Origin of the sequence: Collinsella aerofaciens, assembly GCF_015556945.1 — a bacterium.
Classification (GTDB): Bacteria; Actinomycetota; Coriobacteriia; order Coriobacteriales; family Coriobacteriaceae; genus Collinsella; species Collinsella aerofaciens_AO.
Window position 1 is genome coordinate 35,383 of the sequence record NZ_JADNNH010000007.1, and the last position, 22,393, is coordinate 57,775.

The 22,393-nt window shown below is 66.9% G+C and carries 36 protein-coding genes and 1 pseudogene; 5 read left to right on the forward strand and 32 right to left on the reverse strand.

Annotated features, from left to right (window positions below):
* Positions 1 to 2 precede the first annotated feature (2 nt).
* From I2F59_RS03240 to I2F59_RS03275, 8 genes are all read right to left on the reverse strand, one after another.
* Positions 3 to 332 carry a minor capsid protein gene (locus I2F59_RS03240; RefSeq protein ID WP_195503228.1) on the reverse strand — a complete coding sequence of 110 codons (330 nt, stop codon included), beginning with the start codon at positions 330 to 332 and terminating at the stop codon, positions 3 to 5.
* The gene (locus I2F59_RS03245; protein WP_195503229.1) at positions 329 to 688 is read right to left on the reverse strand and encodes a hypothetical protein; all 360 of its coding nucleotides are present in this window, start codon (positions 686 to 688) and stop codon (positions 329 to 331) included. Before I2F59_RS03245 ends, I2F59_RS03240 begins: the two co-directional genes overlap by 4 nt.
* A complete protein-coding gene (locus tag I2F59_RS03250) occupies positions 678 to 842 on the reverse strand; it encodes a hypothetical protein (RefSeq protein ID WP_195503230.1) in 165 nt (54 codons plus the stop codon). Before I2F59_RS03250 ends, I2F59_RS03245 begins: the two co-directional genes overlap by 11 nt.
* Positions 843 to 856: 14 nt before the next feature.
* Positions 857 to 1,738: a hypothetical protein gene (locus tag I2F59_RS03255; RefSeq protein ID WP_195503231.1), complete on the reverse strand. Its 882-nt coding sequence runs from the start codon at positions 1,736 to 1,738 to the stop codon at positions 857 to 859.
* 3 nt (positions 1,739 to 1,741) lie between these two features.
* Entirely contained in the window at positions 1,742 to 2,299 is a 558-nt protein-coding gene (locus I2F59_RS03260; RefSeq protein WP_195503232.1) for a phage scaffolding protein, read from the reverse strand.
* A gap of 192 nt (positions 2,300 to 2,491) precedes the next feature.
* Complete coding sequence (locus I2F59_RS03265; protein ID WP_195503233.1) at positions 2,492 to 2,695, reverse strand: hypothetical protein; 204 nt, start codon at positions 2,693 to 2,695, stop codon at positions 2,492 to 2,494.
* Positions 2,692 to 4,314 (reverse strand): phage minor capsid protein, encoded by a 1,623-nt coding sequence (locus I2F59_RS03270; protein WP_195503234.1) that lies wholly within the window; start codon positions 4,312 to 4,314, stop codon positions 2,692 to 2,694. The genes I2F59_RS03265 and I2F59_RS03270 overlap by 4 nt, the downstream gene beginning before the upstream one ends.
* A gap of 50 nt (positions 4,315 to 4,364) precedes the next feature.
* Positions 4,365 to 5,450, reverse strand: coding sequence for a phage portal protein (locus tag I2F59_RS03275; RefSeq protein ID WP_195503235.1), 1,086 nt, complete (start codon positions 5,448 to 5,450; stop codon positions 4,365 to 4,367).
* 34 nt (positions 5,451 to 5,484) lie between these two features.
* Here I2F59_RS03275 and I2F59_RS03280 point away from each other — a divergent pair, with 34 nt between their 5' ends.
* On the forward strand, positions 5,485 to 5,748 hold the full coding sequence (locus I2F59_RS03280; protein ID WP_195503236.1) for a hypothetical protein: 264 nt from the start codon (positions 5,485 to 5,487) through the stop codon (positions 5,746 to 5,748).
* Between the two features lie 130 nt (positions 5,749 to 5,878).
* On the opposite strand, the gene I2F59_RS03285 is transcribed toward I2F59_RS03280, so the two are convergent.
* From I2F59_RS03285 to I2F59_RS03400, 24 genes are all read right to left on the reverse strand, one after another.
* A complete protein-coding gene (locus tag I2F59_RS03285) occupies positions 5,879 to 7,162 on the reverse strand; it encodes a PBSX family phage terminase large subunit (protein WP_195503237.1) in 1,284 nt (427 codons plus the stop codon).
* On the reverse strand, positions 7,146 to 7,577 hold the full coding sequence (locus I2F59_RS03290; protein WP_195503238.1) for a hypothetical protein: 432 nt from the start codon (positions 7,575 to 7,577) through the stop codon (positions 7,146 to 7,148). The genes I2F59_RS03285 and I2F59_RS03290 overlap by 17 nt, the downstream gene beginning before the upstream one ends.
* A gap of 29 nt (positions 7,578 to 7,606) precedes the next feature.
* On the reverse strand, positions 7,607 to 8,359 hold the full coding sequence (locus I2F59_RS03295) for a hypothetical protein (RefSeq protein ID WP_195503239.1): 753 nt from the start codon (positions 8,357 to 8,359) through the stop codon (positions 7,607 to 7,609).
* Positions 8,360 to 8,593: 234 nt separating this feature from the next.
* A complete protein-coding gene (locus tag I2F59_RS03300) occupies positions 8,594 to 8,815 on the reverse strand; it encodes a hypothetical protein (RefSeq protein ID WP_195503240.1) in 222 nt (73 codons plus the stop codon).
* Complete coding sequence (locus I2F59_RS03305; protein ID WP_195503241.1) at positions 8,812 to 8,994, reverse strand: hypothetical protein; 183 nt, start codon at positions 8,992 to 8,994, stop codon at positions 8,812 to 8,814. Before I2F59_RS03305 ends, I2F59_RS03300 begins: the two co-directional genes overlap by 4 nt.
* 2 nt (positions 8,995 to 8,996) lie before the next feature.
* Complete coding sequence (locus tag I2F59_RS03310; protein WP_195503242.1) at positions 8,997 to 9,488, reverse strand: hypothetical protein; 492 nt, start codon at positions 9,486 to 9,488, stop codon at positions 8,997 to 8,999.
* A gap of 2 nt (positions 9,489 to 9,490) precedes the next feature.
* Complete coding sequence (locus tag I2F59_RS03315; RefSeq protein ID WP_195503243.1) at positions 9,491 to 9,889, reverse strand: DUF3110 domain-containing protein; 399 nt, start codon at positions 9,887 to 9,889, stop codon at positions 9,491 to 9,493.
* 11 nt (positions 9,890 to 9,900) lie between these two features.
* Positions 9,901 to 10,149, reverse strand: a complete 249-nt coding sequence (locus I2F59_RS03320; RefSeq protein WP_195503244.1) for a hypothetical protein — start codon at positions 10,147 to 10,149, stop codon at positions 9,901 to 9,903.
* Entirely contained in the window at positions 10,146 to 10,541 is a 396-nt protein-coding gene (locus I2F59_RS03325; RefSeq protein ID WP_195503245.1) for a hypothetical protein, read from the reverse strand. Before I2F59_RS03325 ends, I2F59_RS03320 begins: the two co-directional genes overlap by 4 nt.
* Positions 10,528 to 11,256: an ATP-binding protein gene (locus I2F59_RS03330; protein WP_152067353.1), complete on the reverse strand. Its 729-nt coding sequence runs from the start codon at positions 11,254 to 11,256 to the stop codon at positions 10,528 to 10,530. Before I2F59_RS03330 ends, I2F59_RS03325 begins: the two co-directional genes overlap by 14 nt.
* The gene (locus I2F59_RS03335) at positions 11,240 to 11,941 is read right to left on the reverse strand and encodes a conserved phage C-terminal domain-containing protein (protein ID WP_117637862.1); all 702 of its coding nucleotides are present in this window, start codon (positions 11,939 to 11,941) and stop codon (positions 11,240 to 11,242) included. The genes I2F59_RS03330 and I2F59_RS03335 overlap by 17 nt, the downstream gene beginning before the upstream one ends.
* Positions 11,942 to 11,960: 19 nt before the next feature.
* Entirely contained in the window at positions 11,961 to 12,515 is a 555-nt protein-coding gene (locus I2F59_RS03340) for a single-stranded DNA-binding protein (protein WP_161160587.1), read from the reverse strand.
* Positions 12,512 to 12,865 (reverse strand): hypothetical protein, encoded by a 354-nt coding sequence (locus I2F59_RS03345; RefSeq protein ID WP_117637860.1) that lies wholly within the window; start codon positions 12,863 to 12,865, stop codon positions 12,512 to 12,514. The genes I2F59_RS03340 and I2F59_RS03345 overlap by 4 nt, the downstream gene beginning before the upstream one ends.
* Entirely contained in the window at positions 12,866 to 13,438 is a 573-nt protein-coding gene (locus tag I2F59_RS03350; protein ID WP_229065310.1) for an ERF family protein, read from the reverse strand.
* A gap of 1 nt (position 13,439) precedes the next feature.
* Positions 13,440 to 14,450 carry a DUF1351 domain-containing protein gene (locus tag I2F59_RS03355; RefSeq protein WP_117637859.1) on the reverse strand — a complete coding sequence of 337 codons (1,011 nt, stop codon included), beginning with the start codon at positions 14,448 to 14,450 and terminating at the stop codon, positions 13,440 to 13,442.
* A complete protein-coding gene (locus tag I2F59_RS03360; protein WP_195503246.1) occupies positions 14,451 to 15,734 on the reverse strand; it encodes a ParB/Srx family N-terminal domain-containing protein in 1,284 nt (427 codons plus the stop codon).
* Entirely contained in the window at positions 15,722 to 16,018 is a 297-nt protein-coding gene (locus I2F59_RS03365) for a hypothetical protein (protein ID WP_117765307.1), read from the reverse strand. Before I2F59_RS03365 ends, I2F59_RS03360 begins: the two co-directional genes overlap by 13 nt.
* 42 nt (positions 16,019 to 16,060) lie before the next feature.
* Positions 16,061 to 16,618: a hypothetical protein gene (locus tag I2F59_RS03370; RefSeq protein WP_117765305.1), complete on the reverse strand. Its 558-nt coding sequence runs from the start codon at positions 16,616 to 16,618 to the stop codon at positions 16,061 to 16,063.
* Entirely contained in the window at positions 16,615 to 16,980 is a 366-nt protein-coding gene (locus I2F59_RS03375; protein WP_195503247.1) for a RusA family crossover junction endodeoxyribonuclease, read from the reverse strand. Before I2F59_RS03375 ends, I2F59_RS03370 begins: the two co-directional genes overlap by 4 nt.
* A complete protein-coding gene (locus I2F59_RS03380; RefSeq protein WP_158551308.1) occupies positions 16,977 to 17,375 on the reverse strand; it encodes a hypothetical protein in 399 nt (132 codons plus the stop codon). Before I2F59_RS03380 ends, I2F59_RS03375 begins: the two co-directional genes overlap by 4 nt.
* Complete coding sequence (locus I2F59_RS03385; protein ID WP_195503248.1) at positions 17,363 to 17,563, reverse strand: hypothetical protein; 201 nt, start codon at positions 17,561 to 17,563, stop codon at positions 17,363 to 17,365. Before I2F59_RS03385 ends, I2F59_RS03380 begins: the two co-directional genes overlap by 13 nt.
* Before the next feature lie 88 nt (positions 17,564 to 17,651).
* Complete coding sequence (locus tag I2F59_RS03390; RefSeq protein ID WP_195503249.1) at positions 17,652 to 17,852, reverse strand: hypothetical protein; 201 nt, start codon at positions 17,850 to 17,852, stop codon at positions 17,652 to 17,654.
* Positions 17,853 to 17,901: 49 nt separating this feature from the next.
* Positions 17,902 to 18,240 carry a hypothetical protein gene (locus I2F59_RS03395; RefSeq protein WP_195503250.1) on the reverse strand — a complete coding sequence of 113 codons (339 nt, stop codon included), beginning with the start codon at positions 18,238 to 18,240 and terminating at the stop codon, positions 17,902 to 17,904.
* Positions 18,241 to 18,268: 28 nt separating this feature from the next.
* Complete coding sequence (locus I2F59_RS03400) at positions 18,269 to 18,466, reverse strand: helix-turn-helix domain-containing protein (protein ID WP_117637851.1); 198 nt, start codon at positions 18,464 to 18,466, stop codon at positions 18,269 to 18,271.
* Between the two features lie 101 nt (positions 18,467 to 18,567).
* Here I2F59_RS03400 and I2F59_RS09865 point away from each other — a divergent pair.
* From I2F59_RS09865 to I2F59_RS03415, 4 genes and pseudogenes are all read left to right on the forward strand, one after another.
* Positions 18,568 to 18,729, forward strand: a pseudogene (locus I2F59_RS09865) (helix-turn-helix domain-containing protein); the annotation flags it as partial.
* 36 nt (positions 18,730 to 18,765) lie between these two features.
* A complete protein-coding gene (locus I2F59_RS03405; protein WP_229065316.1) occupies positions 18,766 to 19,248 on the forward strand; it encodes a LexA family protein in 483 nt (160 codons plus the stop codon).
* Between the two features lie 2 nt (positions 19,249 to 19,250).
* Complete coding sequence (locus I2F59_RS09875; protein WP_195503252.1) at positions 19,251 to 20,762, forward strand: recombinase family protein; 1,512 nt, start codon at positions 19,251 to 19,253, stop codon at positions 20,760 to 20,762.
* A 634-nt stretch (positions 20,763 to 21,396) separates the two neighbouring features.
* The gene (locus I2F59_RS03415) at positions 21,397 to 22,275 is read left to right on the forward strand and encodes a patatin-like phospholipase family protein (RefSeq protein ID WP_195503253.1); all 879 of its coding nucleotides are present in this window, start codon (positions 21,397 to 21,399) and stop codon (positions 22,273 to 22,275) included.
* Positions 22,276 to 22,393 lie beyond the last annotated feature (118 nt).

A 22,393-nucleotide genomic window follows, 5' to 3' on the forward strand; every position in this document is an offset into this window, starting at 1 on the left:
TGCTACCTCACCTCCAGTTCCCAGTGGTGGGGGCGCGTGCCGAACGCGCGGCGGGGCGTGCACCTCGCCACGTTCATCCACTCGCCCCCGTCGATGCTCACGCGGCTGCCCACTGGCACTTCGAACATGCCCGGGCTGTCCGCGCCGTCGGCTATCACGAGGCCCTGCGCGCCGTCGCCCAGGGCGTACTCGCGCACGAGCCATGCGCTCGCCGGCTCGAAGCGCACGCGGCGCACCTGGACGGGCTGCTCGAACTCGCCGCCGTAGCCGCCCTCCTTGGGCACCTTGACGAACATGGTGGAGGGCCGCGCCGAGCGCGGCACCCGCATCATCTCGCGCCCCCCAGGCCCGGATACAGCAGCGGCGTGCCCAGCAGCTCGCTCTGCACGGCCGCCTGCATGTCGCGGCGGTAGCTGCCCTCTATCCCGGTGCCGGGGTTCCACGAGAACGAGCCGACGGTGAACCCTCCGCCTTCCATGATGCCGCCGGAGCATCCGTACGCTGCATCGACCTCGCAGGCCGCCATGACCGCGCGCGCCCACTCCTCGGAGCCGTCCGGCTCGTTGGGGAAGATCAGGTCGCGCACGGCCGCCGTGGCGTGGGGGAGCGCCGCCTTGAACTCCTCGGCGGACAGCTCCCCGCGCCCGGATGCCAGGTAGTCCTCGTAGGTCGGGGCGCTAGTCCCCATCGCCCTCGGCCTCCTCGGCCTTCTCCGGCTCCGGGGCCTGCTCGGCGGCCTTCTCCGGATGCTCCTCGGCCTTCGCGGCCTGCTCCTTGCCCTTGGCGGCCGCCTTCTTCTTGGCGGCGGGCTTCTTCTCGAACGTCAGTCCCACTACGCGCATCTCGCGCCCCCTTCCTACGCTGCCTTCATTCCGGCGGTGATGTAGTGCGCCAGGTTCTCGCGCACGCCGCACACGCCGTACTTGCGGTACTTGAACAGGTGGCCGAAGCCCTGCTGGTTGTCCTCGGCGTCGATGACCTTGCCGTGCGCGAAGTTCCAGCGCAGGATTACGGCGTCCTTGTGCACGATCAGGAAGTTCATGTCCACGGCGGACGCGTTCTTCTTGTAGTGGCCGATCTCCTCGTCCTTCGTCGAGCCGTCCAAAAGGTCGATGGCGGAATAGAAGCGGGACTGCGGCACCTTCACGATGCTGGAGAAGCCGTCCAGCACCTCGCGGGACTTGGTGGTGTCCAGGTCCTTCACCATGCCCAGCAGGGTGGGGGTGATGAACAGCACGCGGCCCTCCTCCGGCACCTCCTTCTCGTCCATGTCGCACATGGCGGCGTTCAGGCCCTTGAGCATGTCCGCGCCGTCGGCGTAGGTATTCTGCTCCTTGTTGATGCCCGTGCCCTTGCACAGGGTGGAGAACACGAACGCATCGCCTTCGGGCACGACCTTGTTGCGGTTGAAGTGCGCGGCCGCGTTTCCGAACGCCAGGTTGAAGGACTGCGCGTCGACCTTCTGGTCGATTTCGAGGATGGTGCCTCGGTCGTAGTTCGCGCTGATGGGCTTCCAGGTCAGGGACGCGCCGCTGTTCTGGGGCAGGCGGCCGTTGTCCTTCACGTCGCCCAGGCCGCCCATGCTGTAGACGGGGTAGTAGAACTCGCCCAGCTGCTCCATCTGCGCGATGTTGCCCGTGGGCGCGGCGCTCTCCAGCACGGCGGTCAGGGATTCCTTGCGGTACGCCTCCATGAGCACGTTCTCGTAGCCATGGGGCAGTTCGATGCTGTTAGGCATGATTTACTCCTTAGATTCGTTGGTCAGTCCGAAAGCTGCGCGGAAGTCCGCCAGGCCGTCGGAGCCTGCGCCGCCCTTCTGCTCGCCGCCCGCGCTCGAACGCGGCTGGTCGGCGAACATGTAGGCGTTGTCCTTCTTCAGGGCGTCGAAGTCGATGCCGGTCAGGTTGCCCTGCTCGTCCAGCTTCGCCTCGGCGATGTTGGGGATGATCGCGCGCGCCGCCTTGGCGTTGCGCACGCCCATCTGCGCCAGCTTGGTGTCGATGGCGAAGTCTCGGCGCATGTCGGCCTCGCGCTTCTCGGCGTCGGCCTTGTACGCCTCGTTGTCGGCCTTCGCCTTGTCGAGCGCGGCCTGCAGCTCGTCGGCGTTGCCCGCCTTGGCGGTGAACTCCTCGATCTGCTTATCGCGCTGCTCCAGCTCGGCCTTGAGGGCCTTCACCTGCTCCTGGTACTCGTCGGTCTCGCGCTTGTACTTCGCGTAGGACACGACCTCCTTCGCGGGCTCGGCCTGCTGGCCGTTGTCGCCGCCCTCGTTGCCCTGGGGCTTGTTGTCGTCCGCCATCGCTTGCTCCTTCCGTGTTTGGTTGTCGCGCTTCCCTGCGCGCTTGGATGGCCCGCCGTTGTCGCCGCGGTCGCGTGCGGGGCCGTTGTCGCCGCCCCATCGCGTGACCGCATCTTCCCCGAGGTGTCGCCAGGCAAAAGAAAAGGCCGCCCGTGATGGGCGGCCTTGATGCCGTTCGCTATTCGGTTGTGGTTACAGGGCGGCGATGCTCGCCACCTCGTCGACGGGTATGTCCACGATGATGCCCGCGCCGTTGTCGATGCCGATAGTGTTCGGCTCGTCCAGCGATTCGGCATCGCTCTGGTAGTCGTCGAACCTGCCCGTGACCACCTGGCCGTCGGTGCACGTCACCTTGACCTGCTGGCGAAAAAACTTCACCGCTTCCGATAGCTTCATTGCTGTGCCTCCTTCGGTTTCGCTGGGACGATGTGCACGTCGCCTTCGGCGTAGTGGATGGTGAAGCGCGTGGTCGGGATATGCTCTCCATTATCGCCGATTACGTATCCGATCACGCGCCCCGCGTCGCAAACTTCGCGCTTGTTCCAGTTTCCGGCGCGCGTCGCGCGCGCCAGCCCTGTTCCCGCGTGCTTCGAGACGAGGTCCCGCACCTCTTCGAGCGTAGCTGTGATGCCGCTCGGCTCCTTGTACTCGCTGCCCTTGCGCTTCAGGTTCGCCACGTACTGCTCGTGCTGGCGGCTGCCCGCTATGTGCTTCGCCTGCTTGTCGTCGTGCACCGCCATCGCTGCGGCGTCCGCCACGCGCAGGTCGCGCGCCTTCTCGGCCTTGGCCTGGTTTATGGCGGTTCTGAGAACCTTGTCGCGCTCCGCCTTGGCCATGAGGCCGAAGCCATCGCCGCCCGCCTTGACCAGCTCTCCCACGCGCTTGCGGCTCACGCCCGCCTCGGCTATGGCCGCCTTGACGTCCGGCTGCGCCATGAAGGCCGTGCGGCTGGCCGTCTGGCGTGTGAGGGCGCGCTTCTTGTTGCCCGTCTCGTAGGGGTTCTCCCGCGAGTAGTCGCGGGCGAGGTAGTGGTGGGCCGCTATGTGCTCGCGCTGGCGCTTCTGCAGCTTGCCCAGGCGCACGCGCTCCTTGGTGTCGTCCAGCCCCGCCGCCTTCAGGGCGGTCGCCTCTCGCTTCGTGGCGCGTATCTCGCGCTCGATGGCGCGCTGCTTCTGCTCGGCCTGGTACCGCTCCTCGCGCTTCTCGTCGCCGCCATCGGGGTCGCGCTCGTAGCGCAGCGGCTGGCCCTCCACGTAGATGCCGAAGTCGTGCTTGCAGTTGGCCCCGCACAGGCCGTCCACGGCGCCGTACCCGGTCCGGCTGAAGGGCGGGTACTTCTTGGACTTGCCCGACAAGCTGAACACGCGGCCCTGCCACTTGGCGTGGCTCGGGCGCGCGCCGCCGTGCGAGGAGGTCTGCACGAGGTCGTGCCCGGTCTCCTCCATGAGGTCCAGCGTGTTGCGGCTGCCAGCCTGCGCCACCTGGGTGCGGATATGGCGGCGCATGGCCACGTCCGCCTGCGCCCACGCCCCGCTCTTGTACTCCACCACGGACACGCCGCGCCGCGCCAGCTTCAGCACGGCGTCGCGGGTCGCCTTCTCGTACCCGGCCATGCCCGAGTTCACCTGCGCCACGGCCTGGGCCACGACCTCCAGGTACGCGCGCTGCACGTTGGCGGGCATCTTCAGGTTGTCGCGGCTCACCACTTCCTGAACGCCCGCCGCCGTGGCCCGCGCCGAGTTGTGGAGCCTCCACTGCATCGCCTTGGACAGCGCGCCCATGGCCGTGCCCAGCGCGGCCAGGTCGGACTCGGCGCTCTTGGCCACGGCCTCGGCCGCAGCCTTGGCCGCCTCTCGCGCGGCTCTGCGGCCCTCCTCGCTCATGGCCTTCTGCACGTCCTTGGCGGCCAGCGCGGCCTTCCTGGCGGCCTGGGAGTAGGCGCTCTCGCCCTCGAAGTCGATGGAGCCTATGAGCGCGGCGTAGATGCACACCAGGCGCAGGGTGTACTCGTCCATGGCCCCCTGCGCCGCGTCGGTGAAGTGCTCTATGTAGTCCGGCCCCAGCATCAGGCCAGCCCGTCGCCCAGCATGTCGAACGCGCCGCCCTGCTGCTCGGGCACGTTGGCCTTGGCCTCGTTGCTGGTTTCGCCGTAGAAGCGGCGGCGGTACTCCCACGGGGCCATGATGCCCGCGCCCACCTCGCTCATGGCCATCTCGCGGGCGCTCTGCGTGTCGCTGATGATGGAGTCGTCGAAGTCCACCGTCACGTCGCCGTACGGCACCGCCTCGCCCTTGATGTTGCGGCAGGCGTCCGCCATCCCGTTGACCAGCCGCACGATGGACTTGCGCAGGGCGTTCTCGTGGCTGTGGATGGACCGCATCAGCTGCGAGTTGTCGGCGGCGACCTCCTTGGCCGTCTTGAGCCCCGTGTGCGCCTCCCAGCTGAAGTACCCGTTGCCGAAGCCGCACGCGATCGACAGCAGGCGCAGGCCCGTGTTGATGGCGCTGGCGTTCTCGTCCGCCTTGAGGTCGCTCTGGGAGGTCTGAATCTTGGAGGCCCCCTCGTCGCCGGGGTTCATGGAGAAGATGGTGTCGTCGGCCTCGCCGAAGGCGTAGTAGGTCTTGGTCATGGAGCCGTCCGGCCCCTTCTCGCTCTTCGACTCTATGAGCGTCTTGTCCACGAACGTGCGCGGGCGTCCCACGCGGATGTGGTCGAGCAGGGAGGTGACGGCCTCGTCCACCACCTTCATGGCGCCCACGGCCTTGGCGTAAACGCTCGCGCCCATGGCGCAGTACCCGTAGTAGCGGTTGGACACGGCGGGGCGCACCAGGCTGAACAGCGGGCGGGTGCAGCGCGTGTCCATGTCGGCGCTGATGCCCTCGACCGCCACCTGCTTGTGTGTCTTGGTGTCGAACAGCTGCGTGAGGATGTGGTAGGTGCCGCCCAAGAGCACGTGCGCCTGGCACTGGTCGTAGTCGCGCCCGCCGACCTCCACGCGGCCCACGAACGCGCACTGCGTGCAGTCGTCGGCGCTCCACGTCAGCGGGAGTATCTGGGTGGCGTCGTATCGCACGATGCGCAGCTCGGCGTCCGGGGTGAAGATGTTGTCTGTCACGCCTCGCGGCTCGATGACCCACGCGCCGGTCCCCATGGCGAACGCCCGGGCTATGAAGTCGGCGTTGTCCATGGCGAACGAGGAGGGCGCGCCGCTGTCCTCGTTCGGCCGCGCCGCCGGCTGGCCGTCCTCCGGCGCCTCCTGGCCGTCGCCGCCGGTCGCCGTGGGGTTGGCGAAGTATCGCGCCATCCATGCGCGGCGCTCGTCGCTCGTGCTGGAGATGATCGTGCTCTCGTTCATTATCAGGCTGGCCCACTCGTCGGCCACGAGCGCGGCCGGGTGCAGGCTCGCGCGCTCGCGCTTGTACACGCGGAAGCCGCGCCGCTCGCTGTAGTGGTACCAGCCGTTGTTCGCCGCGAACCATCCGAACCAGACGTCCACCATGCCCTGCATGCGGGTGTCCGGCTGGTATCCCATGCGGCGCAGCCACGCCTCGGCGTAGCCCGTGTTGCCTCGCTTCTCCATCAGAGGTTGCTCCTTATCCACAGTCCTGCGGCGTAGCCCGCCGCGTCTATCGCGTCGTCGTTGACCTTCGGCAGTGTCTCGGTTATGTCGCCCTGCCCGTTCGACACGTACTCGTACTCGGGGAACTCCTTGGCGGCGAGCGGGCAGCGGTCTGGGTCGATGACTATGCGCGTAAGGTTCTGCATCCACCTGATGCGATTCTTGGGCGCGTTCAGGCCCTGCTTGAGCGACTTCTGCGCGCCGATGCCCTGCTCCTGGTAGTAGAGGATCATGCCGCGCGCCGCGCTGTCGCACCACACGTCGGCGGCGGGGTCCTCGGCCTCCTGCAGCTTGGCGGCCACCAGCTCGGCGGTCTTGACGTCGATGGCCTCGGTTCCCTGGCGGCTCTCCTCGTCCAGCAGGTACAGCACGCGCTCGTTCTCGTCGTATCCCGCCTCCATGAACACCCACGGGTGCACGCTGCCCGCGTCCACGCCGAACGAGCGCAGGGCGATGGACGCGCGCTCCTCCGCGGTGATGGGGCGTATGTCCAGCAGCTCGTCGGGGAACACCTCGGAGCCCGTGCCGATGACCTCTCCGAGCCATTGCCAGCGGTAGGACTCGGGCGTCTTGCGGCGGCTGCGCTCGGCCTCCGCCAGCGCCGTGGCGCTTATCCACTCGGGGTGCTCGTCTATGACGTCCAGGTACGTGGTGTGGCATATGAAGCGCCCGTCCTCGCCCGGGTGGGCCTCCAGGTCGCGCGCCTCCTTGTTCACCCAGTTGCGAGCCGAGCGGGGAGGGTTGTAGCTGTAGAACACCCAGAAACGCTCGCCGCCGCGCAGGAACGTGGCCAGCACGCTGCGCACCTCGTCCATGCCGTCGAACTCGTCTACCTCCTCGAACCACACCACGGCGCAGTAGCCGGTGCGGAACTTCGCCGACTTCAGCTTCTTCGGCTTGTCGCACCCCAGGAAGCGTATGACCTGCCCGGTGGGGCGGTACGTCACCTCCATGGGTGACAGGCCGAAGTCGAACAGGTGCGCCACGCCCAGCACGTCGCACGCCCAGCCTATCTGCTCGTACACGGACGTGCGCAGCGTGTTGCCGACCTTGCGCAGCACGACGGCGTTGGCCTCCGGGTTGAGCATGATCAGCAGCACGATGGCGATGGATATGAACGACGACTTGGTGGAGTTGCGCCCGCCCTTGAACCAGTAGTGCGTGAACTCGTGCGCCTTGATGGAGCGCCATACGCCGGCGAACACGGCGGCCACGACGTCCGAGAGCCTAACCGAGGTCGTCAACGATGGTCACCCCCGCCTCCGCCATGGCGGCCTTCGCGCCGTCCGCGCCGAACATATCGTTGAGCAGCTTCACGCTCTCGGTTATGGCCAGGCGCGCGTCGCCGTTGATGCTGCCCTCGGCCGCCTGGCGGCGGAAGATGGGCAGCGCGCCGTCCAGCACCTCGAACAGCGGCGCGGCGGCGTCCTGCAGCTCCCAGCGGCACTCCTGGGCTGCCGCGTCTCGGATTTCCTGGATTCTGTGCGCGATTCGTGGGTCGCGCATCAGCTTGGAGGCGGCGCAGCTTATCGAGTTGTAGTTCATCCGCTTGCAGTCGTAGGCCGCGCGGTACGCGTCCTGCTGCTTGGCGCGGGGCTTGGCCATCTCGCGGGCGAACGCCTCCTGCTTCGCCGTGAGCGGCTTGTCCTTCTTGGGCACCTGCGGCCTCCTTCCTGATTAGTTTCGCGCTAGCCAAGCGACGCGATCACATCGCGCTCGCGCGGCGAAAGCGCGAAACGCTCTGCGGCTGCACGCTCTGCGGCTGCACGCTCTGCGGCTGCACGCTCTGATATGAGGTAGCCGCTGCCGTATATCGCCTTGTTCTGCACGCGCTGCGCGTCGAGCGCCCTCGTGAGGCTGCACTCCTGCGGCCCCACGCGGAAGTCGATGCCGTACTTGGAGTAGCGCGCCAGCATGGGCGCGGTCAGCACCTCGTCGGGGTACTCGTACTTCGGCAGCGCCTTGGCCTTCTCGCGGCGCAGGCGCTCTATCGCGGCATCCAGCTCGGAGCGCAGGTCGGGCGCGCTGCGGGCCTGGGCGGGGTCGAGGTTGGTCACGAACGACGTGTTGACGCTTGCGCCGTTGGCGTACGTCACGCCGGCGCCCGTCACGACCTTGCAGCAGTTGCGGATGCCCATGCACGTCATGGTGGGGGCGAACAGGAAGAAGCCCACGCCGCGCTCCTGGTAGTGCTTGACGATCTTGCTCAGGATGGAGAACGGCGGGTTGTCCACCACCGTGCAGCCCTGCGGGTACTCCTCGCGCTCGTAGTCGCCGCCCGGATAGAACGGGCGCGCCACCTTCGCCAGGTCGAACCCATACTCCCGGTGCGCCCACCGCAGCACGCAGTCGTACACCTCGGGCGGGGTGTAGCAGTCGTCCGTCGTCCTTTTCGGCTCGAACTTTGCCGTGAACTCCTCGTATGTCTCGCCTCTCGCCATGCGTCTCCTATCTCTCGGCCCATATGGTCGCAAGCGTGTCGCCGGGCACGGAAAAGGCCGCCCCGAAGGACGGCCCTCTGCCTATTTGCGTATTCGGTTGTCCCTACCCGCACGCCGCCGCTGCCAAGGCCACGAGGCCGGCCGCCAGCGCGCGCATGGCGAAGAACGCGGCCACGTCTATGGCGATCGCCGCCGCTATGAAAAGCAGGCAGCCCCAGTTGCACCCCGGGCGGTTCATTCGTCCTCCCATCTGATGGTGCCGTCGTCGTGCTCGGCCTTGAGCCATTTCAGGTATTCGGCCTCCTCGTAGAACCACTCTACGAGCTGGTGGCTCGACGTGCATGCGCTCATTCGGCTCGTGCGCTTCACGATGATGATGAACGGCCACGACTGGAACTCCACCTCCATCTGCGCGGCGCGCTCGGGCGTTCCGAAGAAGTGCTCCCAGTTCGTCATCGCGCGTCCTCCTCCGCACCAGGGCCGACCTTGCGGTACGTGAAGTCCTCGAACAGGTGCCCGCACCAGCGGCAGCGGTCGCCGCCCCTTGGCAGGTGGTGCCATATCTCGCGCATGCCGCACTTCGGGCAGCGCACCTCGATGCTGGGTCGGCGCTTCTTCCTCGTCTGCTGCTCCATGGCTACTCCACCGCCATCCGCAGCATGGGCTTGGCGACCTTGCGCAGGGCATCCTGCCCCAGCATGGCGAAGCCTTCCTCCTTCAGGCACGGTGCGGCGGCGTTTTGGGCCGCGCTGCCCGCAGCGGGAGCCGCCGTCTCCTTGGGCTCGCAGCATCCCAGCCACAGCCTGCACTCGTCCAGCTTCGTGAGCGCCAGGGCGCGCTCTCGGCTCGTTTCGTACGCGTTCTCGATGCTCAGGCGCAGGGCGGCGACCCCGAGCGCGGGGCCTACCTCCACTTTCGGATGCGCGACAGCCTTTTCGGCCTTGGCGTCCAGCTTTTCGCGCAATCGTGCGTTCTCGGACCTCAGCTCGCGTACCTCGCGGCGCAGAGACCCCACCGCGTGGCTCTGCCGCTCGTTCCAGCAGTCCTCGCACAGCGGCTCGTCCACGCCCATGTTGTCCTGCCCCAGGGCGTCGATATCGCGCCCGCAGGTATCGCAGATGATTCCCATGGCTACTCCCTTCCTTCCGGCTTCACCGCGCCTGCGAGGAACCACGCCCGCAGGCTCTCGGCGCACTCCGGGCACAGGGCCCTTGCCTTGCCGTCGATTCGCGCGCTGTTCCTCAGCACCATCATGGCGCAACCCTTCAGGGTCGCCGGCACCTCCTTGCCGCAGCGTTCGCATGCGCACGTGTACAGCCTCATGCCTGCTCGCCTCCCTTCGGCAGAGCGTCGGCGATTCGGTCCCAGTCGGTGGCCGACCTCTCGCTCGGGTACTCGTAGGCCCCCCACGCACGGCACCGGCAGCACCGCCATGCCGTCGTGCTCGCCTGCGTATTCCTCGGCGTCCGGCTTGCTCTCGAACGCCAGCACCACGTCGCTCTCCGTGGCCACCGCGTAGATCTTCTTCATCGTTTCGTCTCCTATTCGAACTCGAAGCACTCGCATGCCTCGCTTGTCTCGTCTACCGCCTCCACGTCGGGGCCGCCGCCGGTCATGGCGTCGCAGGTGCACACTGCCTCGCCGCCAGCGCCCTGCACGCGCCCGCAGAATCGGCACTCGCGGCACGTGCGGCCCTCCCACGGGTCGGGCCTGTTCCACGGTGCCCTGGGGTCGGACTCGAAGCACCCGGGCGGGAGGTTCCACCCGCTTGAAGGCTCGTACCCGCTCACATGCACCGCCTCCCGCCTGGCAGCCGCCTCCAGCCGTCCATGGCCAGCGCGTCGGCGTACTTCGTCGGCTCGGGCAGCAGCAGGTACTCCCAGTGCCCAGAGCCCGGCGGGGCGAGGCGGTTGAACCTCTGCTCGGCCCTGACCCAGCGGAAGTGCAGCCGGTTGGCGTGCGCCAGCCCGTGGCAGCCGCTGCCGTTGCCGCTGCCGCACAGCATCACCGTGGGCTTGGGAACCTCCCGCCCGTCGCGGAACAGCTTGCCCGCCCCGCGCCTCACGATGTGGTGGCGGTTGAGCGGCCACGGCGCGCCGCACACGGCGCACCTGGGCGTCTCGATGCTCGGCCCCTCCATGAGGGGGCGCAGGATCTCGGGCAGCGTGTCAACGTTTGCCATTCGATAGCCTCCTGTCCTTGCCTTGCAGCTCGTACTTGTCGCACATCTCCGACAGGCGGCTCACGATGGCCACCGCCGTCTCCTCGTCGCCGTTCTTGGCCAGGCGGCGTATGAGGTCGCTCTTGCCGTACTGCGTGGTCACGACCACGGGCCTCATGTTCTCGTACCTGTCGTTCACGACGCGGAACACCTGCCCCAGCGTCCAGTCGGTGGGGGACTCCTTGCCCAGGTCGTCCAGCACCAGGCACCCCACGCGGGAGAGCCTGGACAGCACGCCGTCCTCGGTGCCGTCGCCGCCGTAGGTGCCCTTGATGGCGGCCAGCACGCCCAGCATGTCGGTCACCCTCACGCTGGTGCCGCCGTCCACCAGGAGCCGCGCCACGGCGCTCGCCAGGTGGGTCTTGCCGGTTCCCACGGGGCCGCAGATGTACGCCCCGCGCCCTTGCTCAACCTTCGCGGCAATGCCCTCGGCCATGGGGGAGGCGGCTGTCATGAAGCGGGGCTTGATTCCGGCCCGCTCGTAGGCCCGGCGGCGTTTGGCTGCGGCCTCCTCGGCCTTGGCCCTGGCCTCAAGGCGCGAACGCTCGTCGCGCTCCGCCACGGCACCCGGGCAGCCGCACGGCTTCCAGCCGCAGAAGGTGCGGCGGCCAGCCAGCACCACGTAGCGGACCTCCAGCTGCGCCCCGCAGTGGGGGCACTCAGTCGTACTCGGCATAGCCGTCGGCCTCCTTCCGGGTCCTCGGGCCGCGGTTCACGTAGTCCTCGAACTTCGGCGAGAACAGCGTGGAGGGCCGCAGGTACTTGGCCATCTTCGGGTCGCCCGCCCACTCGGCTGCCATCGTGTCGATGACGGCCAGGAAGTCGGGGAGGCGGTAGCCCTCGGCCCAGCGGGCGTGTATCAGCCTGCGGGTCTTGGCGCTGCTTGAGCGGTAGCGGGTGCCGGCTGCCTCGTTGAGCGCATGCACGATTTCGTCAAAGGGGATTAAGGGGTTATCTATATACTCAACCTCAACCTCAACCTCTGCATTGCCGCAACTCGATGCGCCTGCATGTGCATCCGCATCTGCTTGCGCATGTGCGACTGCATCTGTATCCGCATATGCTCCCGCATGTGCTTGCGCATCGGCTTGCGCCCGTGCCGCCGCATCGTCCACCGCGTCTTCCTTCCCCGGCCTGTTGCCCCAGCGGGCGTTGGCCGCCTTCCTTGCGCGCTCGCTCTTCTCGTCGCCCATGTCGAGCCTGCCCTTGAGCACCAGGAAGGTGGGCAGCCACGCGGGGCTGCCCTGCGGTTCCTTGCCCGTGAACCGGTACTCGACGATGGCGTAGATGAACGGCGCGCGCTGCTTCTCGGGCATGGCCTGCGCGGCCGCCCAGAAGTCGTCGTGTATAACCATGCCCATAGTGTCGCCGTCGCCTTCCCTAAAACGGGATATCCTCGTCGTACAGATCGGGCATGGCCTGCTGCTGCGGCGCGGGCTGCTGTGGCGCGTACGCCTGTTGAGTGGCCGGCTGCGGCGCGTAGGCGGGCTGCTGCGGCGCAGGTGCCGGGGCGGGGCGTCCCTGGCCGTACGTGCGGGCCTGCGGCGCTTGCGGGGCCGCCTGGGGCGCGTACTGCTGCGGCGCGTAGCCCTGCTGCTGTTGCTGGCCGCTCATGAACTCCAGCTCGTCCACCACGACCTCCAGCGCGCTGCGCTTCTGGCCGGTCTGCTGGTCGTTCCAGCTGCGGTAGCGCAGCTTGCCCTCGATGGCCACCTTGCTGCCTTTGGCGAGGTACTGCGCCAGCTTCTCGCCGCGGGTGCCGAACAGCGTGCAGTCCACGAAGTTCGGGTAGTCCTCCCACTGCCCGGTCTGCTGGTTCTTGCGGCGGTCGTTGACGGCCACGCCCATGGACAGCACGGACATGCCGCCAGACGTGGAGCGCAGCACGGGGTCGCGGGTCAGGTTGCCGGATATGCACACGCGGTTGATGCTCATAGATACCCTCCTTGGGTTACGTCCCCGCTGTTCCAGATGCGGGTGATCTGCGCGTCCACCATGCGGATACGCAGCTTGATTACGTTGATGGCCTCCTGCGAGGCCTTGTAGATGGCCTCGGAGCAGTCGCGGCGGCGCTTGGCCTCCGCTATCTGCTCCTGGCCCCGGCACACGTCGCCGATGATGGTGACGGGCGTGCCCTTCTGGCGCTCGTTCAGGATGGCGATGCGCAGGGCCTTGCGGTACTCGGCCTCGTTCTCGGCGTACTGGCAGCCCGACTCCTTGCAGGTCTTCAGCTCGGCCTCCAGCCTGTCGGTCAGCTCGTCCAGCTCCTCGGTGAGCGCCTGCATCTACTCCACCTGCCAGTCGGGGCGCGGGCAGCACGGGCTGTTGGCCACGAACTCCATGTACTGCGGCATGCTGGCGAACTGGTAGCGCGCCCCGCAGCTGCGGCAGTGGGCCGTGAAGGGGCCGTCTGCGGGCGGCTGCTTCTCCTCGGGCGCGGGCCGCTCCTCCATGGCGTCGGGATCGCTCTGCCCGTCGATGGCGAACGCGCCGCACAGCGCGTACTTGCGGGCGTAGCTCGACGCCATGCCGGTCACCTGGGCGTCGTCCGAGCCCTTCTTGTGCTCGTCCTCGCGGGCGTAGGCGCTCACCTGCAGCAGGCCCTCGCCGCCCTCGGCGGGGAACACGCACGCCGTGGACTTCACGTAGTAGCGGTCGCCTATCTGCACCAGCTCGTCGGTCATGAAGAACGCCAGGCCCTCCTTGGCGCACGGCTCCTTCAGCGCGGCCACTATGTCCTCGTAGCTGCGGTAGCTGAACTTGCCGAAAGCGTTGTACTTGGCCTTGGGCACCACCACGGCGCGCTGCACGCGGGCAACGGCCGCCATGAGGTCGATGGGATGCTGTTCCTGGGTCATGCTAGTAGCCTCCGTTCATCCGCTCGTAAACCTGGCCCACCGTGCCGTGCATGATGGTGCCCACGACGCCCTGCGCCTTGAGGGCCGCCGCGACGCCCTGCATCTGCTCGCGCGTGGCGCACGGCACCACGACCGTCCACGGGTCGCCCGCCATGGCCACGGGTGCCGGTGCGGGCGGCGCTGGCGGCACCGGGGCGGGCATGGGCGCGGGCTGCGGCTCGGGCATCTGCTCAAGCGGCTGCGGGAACTCTGCGGGCTGGCATTCCGCGGGCTCGGGCACCGCTTCGGGTTCGGGCTCGGGCTCTTCCACGGGTTCCGGCTCCATGGCCGCCTTCAGCTCGGCGATGCGCCGGCGCTCCTCCTCGGCCTTGTGCGCCGCCGTTATGGCCGCGCCCAGGTCCAGGGTGGCGAACAGCTCGCGCTCGGCCTCGTCGTAGAACGGCTCGCCCTGGAACTGCGCCTTGAGGGTTTCCCAGTCCTGGGCCAGGCGCTCCACCTTGGCCTCCAGGGCCTTGAATGCCTTCACCTCGCCGAAGGTCTTGTTGGTCCACTGCTTCTCGTGGAAACGCTCATAGGGCACGACGGGGGCCAGCAGCCCGGCGAACTCCTCGTAGTGCTCCCTCAGCTTGGCGTACGCGCGCAGCTGGCGCTCCTCCTCGGCCTCGTCCAGCTGCGCCTTGATGCCGTCGGCCGCCTGCTTGGCGATGCCCGCCACGGCCTTGCACCTGTCCTCGAACGCGGCCAGGGGCTTCGTGTACTCGCGGCTCACGGCCTTGCGGCGCTCGTCTATCTCCTTGGCGATGCCGTTGAGGTAGGCGCGGTCGCGCTTGGCGGCCTTCACGTTCTCGTCCTTGCCCATGTCGTAGGTCGCGCCCTCGTAGTCGGCCACCAGCCTGCGCACGTGCGCCTCCAGGGCGTCGAAGTTGGCCTCGATCACGGCGGGGGAGTACGCCACGGTCAGCTCTGACGCCTCCTCGGGCTCGATGATCTCGGCCTCAACTGCTTCGCTCATTTACTCCTCGCTTCCCAGGCGCGCCATGCACGCCTCGTAGGTTTCCGTCTCGGCCGCGTTCGGCTCGTAGCCGTCGGCCTTCATGGCCTCGTAGATGATGGTCACGTTCTCGACCGTCGCTCGGTTGAGGTACACGGGGCTGCCGCCTTCCATGAGGCTCCAGGCCGTCCAGCCGCTCATGTTCCACGCTGCCCGCCAGCCCATGGCCACGGCCAGCTCGGTGGGCGTGCGGTCGATGGGTCGGCCCAGCAGCTCCTCGAACGATTCCACGGCCTCGGCCTCCATGGCGAACGCGGTCAGCGCCAGAGCCGTGCGGCGCATCGACTTGAGGTCGCCCGCGTGGGCGGCAAGCCACTCGCGGCGGGCCTTCGCGCCGTCCTCGTAGGCGGCCTGGAAGTCGGCCTTGCGCTGGGCTGCGGCCTGTGCGGCCTCGTCGGCCCCCTCGGCCACCGGCGCCAGCAGGGTCACGCCGAACGACGTCTCCTCGGCCAGAAGCCCCGCGCCCGCGTTGCCGGCCACGTAGGCGTCCAGCGCCGCCAGGTCGGGGCGGTAGTCGGAAAACGTGCGGCATGCGGCGAAGCCCTCGGGGCATTCGTCGACGAACTCGACGCCCGCGTCGGCAAGCACCGCCACCACTTCGGCGCGGTTGCGCCTCTGCTCGGCCTCGGCCTTCAGGCCCGCGTACACGCGCTGCCATTCGGACTGCTTGCAGTCGCGCAGCTCGGCCACGGCCTCGTCGTCGCCCTCGAACTCGGCGATGGCGGCCAGGCGGTCGAGCGTCATGTCGTAGGCGGCGTCCTGCACCCTGCGGGCGGCGCGGCGCGCCTTGGCCACGGTGCCCGCGTCGGTGCGGGCGGCCACGGCCACCTCCTCGTCGGGAATGTCGAGCGCCAGCATGGTCTGCACGCCGCGCGACTTCTCCTCGGCGGTCAGCCCCAGCTTGGCGTCGGTCTCCACCATGGCCTTGGCGGCCTCCACGCGCGCCAGCTCGGCGTCGTCCAGGTCGTCGTAGACCTCGGCGAGGAAACGCTCGGTGCCGATGGCCCTCATGGCGCGCACGCGGCACTCGCCGTCGATGATCCAGTAGATGCCGCCCTCCTTGTACAGGATGGGCTTCATGACGGGCTGGCCGGGGTTGAGGCGGTTGGCCTTGAACTGCGCGGCCAGGCCCGCGATGTGCTCGGCGCTCTCCCTGGTGGTGAAGTCGCGCGGGTTCATCGGCTCGCCGTCGGCGCGCTCGTAGGGGTACACGTCGCAGATCGCGACCTCCTCTAGCGATTGCATGCGCGGGCCTCCTCGTCTACGACCACGCGGCACTCCATGCCCACCAGGCGGGCGCGGCACGCCACGCGGGCCACCTCGCCCATGAGCGCGATGCGCTTGGTGGGCACGGGGCCGTTCTTGATTTGCGCGGCCATGCAGGCGGCCCCCATGTTGAACGCCTGGCGCATGGCGGCGTCGAAGCCGCCGTCGCCCGGCTCGGGCACGGGGACGGCGCGCTCGATGCGCTTCAGGATGCTGTCCACCGTCTTGTCCGCGACGGTCTTGCTGATGATTTCCGTGAGCATTTTGGTCTCCTAACTGGGAAAACTAAAAGTGATAAAAACTTTTCAGGATTTCGGAACTTTTTTCTCTATGCGCTCCTTGCGCTTCTGCGCCGCCTTGACCCTGCGGTACAGGTAACGGCACAGCCACCGCTCCATGGCCTCGTCGTGCGCCTCTGCCGCCTTGTCGGCGGCGTAGCGGCTCATGCCCGAGGTGTCCGGGGCCTGCGGCATGGGGTCGGCGCGGCTCTCTCGGCCGCACTCGGTGCGCTCGTAGGTGCGGCGCTCCTCTGCGGTCAGCCTCGGCAGCAGCTCGGCTATGCGGGCCTCTATGGCCTCAAGCTGCTGCTGGCGTCTGCACGGTTCGCAGATGCCGTCCTTGCCGAGGGTCGCCCTGCGGCACCCGCACGACGGGCACAGCTCCAGGCGGTGGCGGTAGCAGCGCAGGGACACGTGGCCGCCGCTGGCGTTGATCACGCGCCGCGCGTTATCCAACTGGTTCTTGGACAGCCGCAGCTCGCGGCGAATCTCGCGGGCGGGCACCTTTCCCGCCAGCTCGGCTATGCGGTCGAGGTCGGCCTTGCGCCACGCCCTGTGCGGCCTGCCCTTGTCTCGGCGGGTCACTCGTCGCTCACCTCCACGACCACGCGGGGGCGCGCCCTGTCGGTGAGCACCCTGTCGGGGCACTGCTCCACGTACTTGCGGGAGTCGTCCTTGATTACGCCCGCCGCCACCAGGCCGTCGAGCACGAACTTGCGCGCGAAGCCCACGTTGTCGGCGTCGCGGCGCATGTCGGGCTCGTAGAACGTGGTGCGCACGGTCACCCGGCGCTCGAAGCGCGGCGCGCGCTGCTGCATGGCCGCCGCCCTCACGCGCGCCGTCTCGCGCTTCTTCATGGCCGCCGCCTTGTAGCGGTTGGCGCGCTCGGCGCCGATGTAGTCGTTCAGGCTCGGCATTCGGCCCTCGACCGTGACGGTGCACCTCATTGCGCGCCCCTGTCGTAGATGCCCTGCGCCTCGGTTAGCGTGGAGGCGGCGAAAACGGCTGGGCCCACGATGGCCTCCCACGTGCCCACCAGGTCCACGGAGTCCACCGGCGTGCGGCGGAAGCTCACGGCGGCCAGCATGGAGGGGCGCTGCAGCACCATGTAGCGGGACAGCACGCTCCACAGGTTGTGGTCGCGCTTGAACTCGCTGGCCTCGCTCACGGTCATGCCGTTCTGGCACGCCAGGGTGTACACGTTGTCGCGCTGGATGACGTGGCCCTCCAGCATCAGGCGGTAGCAGATGCGGCGCAGCTTCGCCCATGTATCGGGGTTCGAGGCAACCCAGCCGCACGCCTTGGCCACGAGGGCCTGGGCCTTGGCGTCTACCTCGGCCATACTGTTGCCTCCAGCGCCCATGTGGCGGCGATGCACGCGCAGACGAACAGGGCGGCGAAAACGGCCTGCAGCCTCTCGCGGCGCCGCTCGGGTGTTACACTGGTCTCGGTTCGGAAGTGAACCGTTGCGGTGCGCGTCTTTCGCTTGCCGGCTGCGACGCGCACCCTCCTTCCCTTGATCTTTTCCATTCCTGGAACTTCCTCTCGTTCTCTGGGTCCTTGTAGAACTCGCGCATCATGGAGGCGCACTCGTCGCACATGGCGCGCTGTATCGGGGTCATTCGCCCGCGACGCCCGGCAGAAGCAGCGGGGCGTCCTCGTAGGCGACCTCACCGGTGCCCCTATCCACGAACATCACCTCCTGGTCGTCGTACACGTGGATGTTGAGCATCTGCCCCGTGAACTCCACCAGCTTGGGGATGGAGTCGCGGAACTTCGGGTCCAGCTCAAACTGCAGCACGCACTTGCCGCTCTTCACGTTGAGGGCGGTGAACCCCCCCCCGTACGGTCACCTCGTTCAGCATGGCCTACTCCTTCTCGTCGTACGCGGTGTCGCGCGCGACGGTCTTGAAGTCGGTGCTCCAGCCCTTGCCGTTCACGCTGAACTGCACGGAGCTGTAGACGTTGAACTGCATGCCGCCGAGCTCGAACCAGGTCGTGCTCGCCTCCAGAAGCTCGATGCCGCTCGTCTGGAAGCCCCACATGGCCGCGATGCGGCGCTTGAGGCTGACGTGCGTCTCCTCCATGCAGCCGTTCCCGGCCAGCTCGAAGTTGACGGCCACGCGCTTGCGGTCGTCGGTGAGGTGGTCGAGCGTTTTGCCGATGATCTCGGCGACGAACTCGGGCTGGTGGCTCTTGGTGGTCATGGTGTGTCTCCTTTTCTGATAGGTAAATCTAATTACAGTTTGAAGCGAAAAAAATTTCTTCGGGTTTGTAGCCCAAGAAGTCGGCGGCCTTTTTAGCCGTCTCGATGCGCATACGGTCGGGGTGGTCTTCATAAACATCGTATGTAGGTCCTGAAATGCCCAGATGTTCAGCCATTGCCTTCTTGGTTACGCCCTTGCTCATGCGCGCCTGCTTGAGTGACTTCATACTCCCTCCTTTCTGTCCATAACTGTAATTAATCTTCAGAACACGGTCAAGATTAATTTTGGTAAAATTGAAAATAAATTTAAGTCCTGGAAGGAGTTAAGATGCCGATATCCGACAACATAAAGAAGTTACGGCAGATTTTCGACGTTACCCAGGATGAACTGGGTGAGATTGCAGGTGTGACAGGTAACGCCGTTTCGCAGTGGGAAAATGGCCGCTCCGAACCCCGTATGGGAGCTATTGAGCGCATGGCGGCCTGCTATCAGATTAGTAAGTCACACCTTATAGAAGACGGCGGAATGGATCAGATTGACCCCGTGACCAAAAAGCCCAAGGGCAGCTCCTATATGCCCGCCGGTGCCATGCCCGTGGTGGCCAGCAGCGCAACCGTGCCGCTGCTCACGCTCGGGCGCGTGCACGCCGGCGCGCTCGCCGACGAGGAGGAGATAGCGCACCGCGTTGAGGTGCCCGCCTCGGTGTGCGCCGGGCATCCGCGCGCGTTCGCCCTGGAGGTCGAGGGCGACTGCATGAACCGCGTCATACCCGAGGGCAGCCACGTGCTGGTCGACCCCGACCGCCAGCCCGCCAACGGGTCCATCGCCGTGGTGGAGACCGAGGACTACCGCGCGGTCATGCGCCGCTGGTACAAGGGCAGCACCAAGCTGATGCTGTCGGCGGACAGCTTCAAGGATTACGAGGACATGATTTTCGGCATGGACGACGGCCCCGTGCGCGTGATCGGCACGGTGGTGTGGTTCCAGGCCGCCGACGAGATGGAGTAGCCGTGGGCGGGCGCGCGGCGATATACGCCCGCTTCTCGAGCCACAACCAGCGCGGCGAGTCCATAGAGATACAGGTGGAGAAGTCCCGCGCCTACTGCGCCGAGAACGACCTGCGCGTGGTGGCCACGTACTGCGACTTCGCGCAGACGGGCACCAACACCGACCGCGCCGAGTTCCAGCGCATGATGGCCGACGCAAAGCGAGGGCTGTTCGATTTCGTGGTCATATATAAAGTTACCCGAATCATGCGCAACCGCGACGAGATGGCCATGGCGCGCATCATGCTGCGCCGCTGCCGCGTCGAGATACTGTACGCGGGCGAGGACATTTCGGACGGCTCGGCGGGCGTGCTGCAGCTGGGCATGCTGGAGGTGCTGGCGGAGTACGAGAGCGCGCTCGACGGCGAGCGCATACGCGACGGCATACAGAAGAACGCCGAGCGGTGCATGGCCAACGGCTGCGTGCGCTACGGCTGGGACATAGTGGACGGGCGCTACGTGGTCAACGAGGAGGAGGCCGCCGCCATCCGCCTGGGCGTGCGCATGGTCTTGTCGGGCAAGTCGGTGGCCGACGTGGTGCGCGCCTGGGAGCCGTACCGCACCAAGCGCGGCGGCAAGTGGCGCTTCCAGACGGTGCGCCGCATACTGATGCGGCGGGAGAACGGCGGTGAGTACCGCTACGCGGGCGTGGTCGTGCCCGGCGGCATGCCCGCCATCGTTCCCATGGATGACGAGGAGAGGGTGATACGGATGCTTGAGGACTCGCACAGGCCCCGCGCCAAGACCGAAGCGTGGGACTTCCCGCTCACGGGCAAGCTCTACGACGGGCGCGACGGCGGGCTGATGACCGGCACCAGCGGCACGGGCAAGTCGGGCAGGCCCTATCACTACTACCGCTGCCGCAGCTGCGGGCGCACCGTGCGCCGCGATGTCGTGGAGAAGCGCGTGGCCGACGCCGTGCGCGAGGCCCTGGGCAGCGCCGACAGCCGCGAGCGCATCGCTCGCATGCTGGCCGACGCCGAGGAGGAGCGCGCCGACGAGAAGCCCTTGAGCGAGACCATAAAGGGCGAGCTGGCCAAGATCGAGACGGCGTTCTCCAACATATGGGCGGCCATCGAGTCGGGCATCGCGCCGCCGGGCGGCAAGGAGCGCATAGACGCGCTGAAGCGGCGGCAGGCGCTCCTCAAGGACGAGCTGCGCACGGCCGAGGCCCTTGAGGCCGCCCGCCTTGACTACGACCGCGCGCTGTTCTGGCTCGAGGGCATGGCCGCCGCCGAGGTGGACGACGCGCAGCTCCTGCGCACGTTCGTGGCGCGCGTGGTGCTGGGCGGCCCCGACGATGACGACGGCCTGCGCGTGGCGTTCACGTTTGACGATTCTGCCGGCTTGGGCGATAATCCGTCGCTGCCTGGCGCTATAGGTCCAGGTGGCGAGGTGTTCGACCGAATGAACGCCAGCTCCACCATAAGTAACAGGCAGGTAGATATTCGTATCTACCTGCCTTTTTATTTCTAGTCCGTACCGCGGAGAATCGAACTCTGTGCAGGGCGCGGGCGTTAGGAAAACGCGTAAGCGTTTTTAGCCCGCGGGCGAGGACGCCGGCAGACGGCCGAAGCCGGTGCGGGTTCGCGAAGCGAACACGCGGATTCTCCGCGCAAACTATCAGCTCAATATGGATGCGATGTTTATCGAATCTCAGCCGGCCATGCGCCGCATCAACGGATCCCCCCCCCCGTACCGCGGAGAATCGAACTCTGTGCAGGGCGCGAGCGTAAAGAAAACGCCTCAGTGACGCAGAGTGGGACGCGCTTTCCCAATGGCGGCCCAGGCGGAAAGTCCATCCCGGAATCCGCGCTCAGACTGGGACGTAGTTTCCGGATGGCACCTCAAGCGGAAACTGCGACCCGGAATCGAGCCGTAGAGTGGGACGTAGTTTCCGGATGACACATCAAGCGGAAAGCGCATCCCGGAATCTAAGCTCGAAATGGGATTCATTTTCCTGATGACGGGCTCAGCGGAAAATGAGACCCGGAATTTGCTCTGAGAACGGGACACACTTTCCGCTTCACCTGCCGCCTCAAAAAACCTGCGCTCTCGCCATCCCAAAACTGGGTAGAAGAAAGCCAAAACGCAATCGCAGGAGGTCAATATGACTGCAGAAGATAAGGCAAAGAACGCCGGCAAGGTCGCGCTCGTCTTGGAGGGCGGTAGTTTTCGCGGGCAGTTTACCGCAGGCGTGCTCGACGTTCTCATGGAGGCTGGCGTCGAGATTCCAGCTGTCTACGGTGTATCGGCCGGCGCTCTCAACGGCGCGAACTACAAGTCGCACCAGATCGGCCGTGCCAACCGCATCAACCTGGCTTTCTGCAACGACAGCCGCTTCATGGGCGCCGCATCGTTTGCGTCCACGGGCTCTATTGTGGGTTACGACTTCATCTTCAACGATGTCCAGGACCGCCTGGATCCCTTTGACAATGAGACGTTCGTCGCAAGCCCCATCGAGATGTACGCCGTCGCTACGGACATGCTCTTTGGAACCGCCACGTACCTCCCGGTCAAAAGCGCCGTGCTCGATCTCGACGCCGTGCGCGCCTCGACGTCGTTGCCGCTGGTGACGCCGCCGGTCGAGATTGACGGGCACAAATACGTCGACGGCGGCGTGGCCGATTCGGTTCCTATCGAGCATGTGCTCGAGGAGGCGGGCTTCGATCGCGCGGTCGTCATCGTCACGCAGGACCGCTCGTACGAGAAAAAGCCCTACGAGTTTATGCCTGCCGCGCGCGCCCGCTATGCCGACTACCCCTATCTGCTCGAGGCTATCGAGACGCGCCACGACCGCTACAACATACAGCGCATGCACCTGTGGAAGTATGAGCGCGAGGGCCGCGCGTTGGTCGTCGCTCCGCAAAAGCCGGTCGAGGTCGGCCATGTCGAGCACGATTCGGCAAAGCTCCTCGACCTGTATATCCAGGGCCGTCAGGAGGCAAAGCGCCTGCTCGCGGAAATCCAAGAGTTCGTTGAGCGCTAGCGACGGCGAACCCTCAAAAAATGACAACAGCTAAAGAGCTGGAAAATCACGGCTCGTGGATGACATGTGCAGAAACTCTGGTCGGAGACAAAATACCTGTTGACTCGTACGGCGAGCG

What these genes read in the sequence shown, in the direction of transcription:
- I2F59_RS03240 (WP_195503228.1), bottom strand. Translation starts at nt 332, where the DNA reads ATGATGCGGGTGCCGCGCTCGGCGCGGCCCTCCACCATGTTCGTCAAG.
- I2F59_RS03245 (WP_195503229.1), bottom strand. Translation starts at nt 688, where the DNA reads ATGGGGACTAGCGCCCCGACCTACGAGGACTACCTGGCATCCGGGCGC.
- I2F59_RS03250 (WP_195503230.1), bottom strand. Translation starts at nt 842, where the DNA reads ATGCGCGTAGTGGGACTGACGTTCGAGAAGAAGCCCGCCGCCAAGAAG.
- I2F59_RS03255 (WP_195503231.1), bottom strand. Translation starts at nt 1,738, where the DNA reads ATGCCTAACAGCATCGAACTGCCCCATGGCTACGAGAACGTGCTCATG.
- I2F59_RS03260 (WP_195503232.1), bottom strand. Translation starts at nt 2,299, where the DNA reads ATGGCGGACGACAACAAGCCCCAGGGCAACGAGGGCGGCGACAACGGC.
- I2F59_RS03265 (WP_195503233.1), bottom strand. Translation starts at nt 2,695, where the DNA reads ATGAAGCTATCGGAAGCGGTGAAGTTTTTTCGCCAGCAGGTCAAGGTG.
- I2F59_RS03270 (WP_195503234.1), bottom strand. Translation starts at nt 4,314, where the DNA reads ATGGACGAGTACACCCTGCGCCTGGTGTGCATCTACGCCGCGCTCATA.
- I2F59_RS03275 (WP_195503235.1), bottom strand. Translation starts at nt 5,450, where the DNA reads ATGGGGACCGGCGCGTGGGTCATCGAGCCGCGAGGCGTGACAGACAAC.
- I2F59_RS03280 (WP_195503236.1), top strand. Translation starts at nt 5,485, where the DNA reads ATGGCGAACGAGGAGGGCGCGCCGCTGTCCTCGTTCGGCCGCGCCGCC.
- I2F59_RS03295 (WP_195503239.1), bottom strand. Translation starts at nt 8,359, where the DNA reads ATGGCGAGAGGCGAGACATACGAGGAGTTCACGGCAAAGTTCGAGCCG.
- I2F59_RS03300 (WP_195503240.1), bottom strand. Translation starts at nt 8,815, where the DNA reads ATGACGAACTGGGAGCACTTCTTCGGAACGCCCGAGCGCGCCGCGCAG.
- I2F59_RS03305 (WP_195503241.1), bottom strand. Translation starts at nt 8,994, where the DNA reads ATGGAGCAGCAGACGAGGAAGAAGCGCCGACCCAGCATCGAGGTGCGC.
- I2F59_RS03310 (WP_195503242.1), bottom strand. Translation starts at nt 9,488, where the DNA reads ATGGGAATCATCTGCGATACCTGCGGGCGCGATATCGACGCCCTGGGG.
- I2F59_RS03315 (WP_195503243.1), bottom strand. Translation starts at nt 9,889, where the DNA reads ATGAAGAAGATCTACGCGGTGGCCACGGAGAGCGACGTGGTGCTGGCG.
- I2F59_RS03325 (WP_195503245.1), bottom strand. Translation starts at nt 10,541, where the DNA reads ATGGCAAACGTTGACACGCTGCCCGAGATCCTGCGCCCCCTCATGGAG.
- I2F59_RS03330 (WP_152067353.1), bottom strand. Translation starts at nt 11,256, where the DNA reads ATGCCGAGTACGACTGAGTGCCCCCACTGCGGGGCGCAGCTGGAGGTC.
- I2F59_RS03335 (WP_117637862.1), bottom strand. Translation starts at nt 11,941, where the DNA reads ATGGGCATGGTTATACACGACGACTTCTGGGCGGCCGCGCAGGCCATG.
- I2F59_RS03340 (WP_161160587.1), bottom strand. Translation starts at nt 12,515, where the DNA reads ATGAGCATCAACCGCGTGTGCATATCCGGCAACCTGACCCGCGACCCC.
- I2F59_RS03345 (WP_117637860.1), bottom strand. Translation starts at nt 12,865, where the DNA reads ATGCAGGCGCTCACCGAGGAGCTGGACGAGCTGACCGACAGGCTGGAG.
- I2F59_RS03350 (WP_229065310.1), bottom strand. Translation starts at nt 13,438, where the DNA reads ATGACCCAGGAACAGCATCCCATCGACCTCATGGCGGCCGTTGCCCGC.
- I2F59_RS03355 (WP_117637859.1), bottom strand. Translation starts at nt 14,450, where the DNA reads ATGAGCGAAGCAGTTGAGGCCGAGATCATCGAGCCCGAGGAGGCGTCA.
- I2F59_RS03360 (WP_195503246.1), bottom strand. Translation starts at nt 15,734, where the DNA reads ATGCAATCGCTAGAGGAGGTCGCGATCTGCGACGTGTACCCCTACGAG.
- I2F59_RS03365 (WP_117765307.1), bottom strand. Translation starts at nt 16,018, where the DNA reads ATGCTCACGGAAATCATCAGCAAGACCGTCGCGGACAAGACGGTGGAC.
- I2F59_RS03375 (WP_195503247.1), bottom strand. Translation starts at nt 16,980, where the DNA reads ATGAGGTGCACCGTCACGGTCGAGGGCCGAATGCCGAGCCTGAACGAC.
- I2F59_RS03380 (WP_158551308.1), bottom strand. Translation starts at nt 17,375, where the DNA reads ATGGCCGAGGTAGACGCCAAGGCCCAGGCCCTCGTGGCCAAGGCGTGC.
- I2F59_RS03385 (WP_195503248.1), bottom strand. Translation starts at nt 17,563, where the DNA reads ATGGAAAAGATCAAGGGAAGGAGGGTGCGCGTCGCAGCCGGCAAGCGA.
- I2F59_RS03395 (WP_195503250.1), bottom strand. Translation starts at nt 18,240, where the DNA reads ATGACCACCAAGAGCCACCAGCCCGAGTTCGTCGCCGAGATCATCGGC.
- I2F59_RS03400 (WP_117637851.1), bottom strand. Translation starts at nt 18,466, where the DNA reads ATGAAGTCACTCAAGCAGGCGCGCATGAGCAAGGGCGTAACCAAGAAG.
- I2F59_RS03405 (WP_229065316.1), top strand. Translation starts at nt 18,766, where the DNA reads ATGGATCAGATTGACCCCGTGACCAAAAAGCCCAAGGGCAGCTCCTAT.
- I2F59_RS03415 (WP_195503253.1), top strand. Translation starts at nt 21,397, where the DNA reads ATGACTGCAGAAGATAAGGCAAAGAACGCCGGCAAGGTCGCGCTCGTC.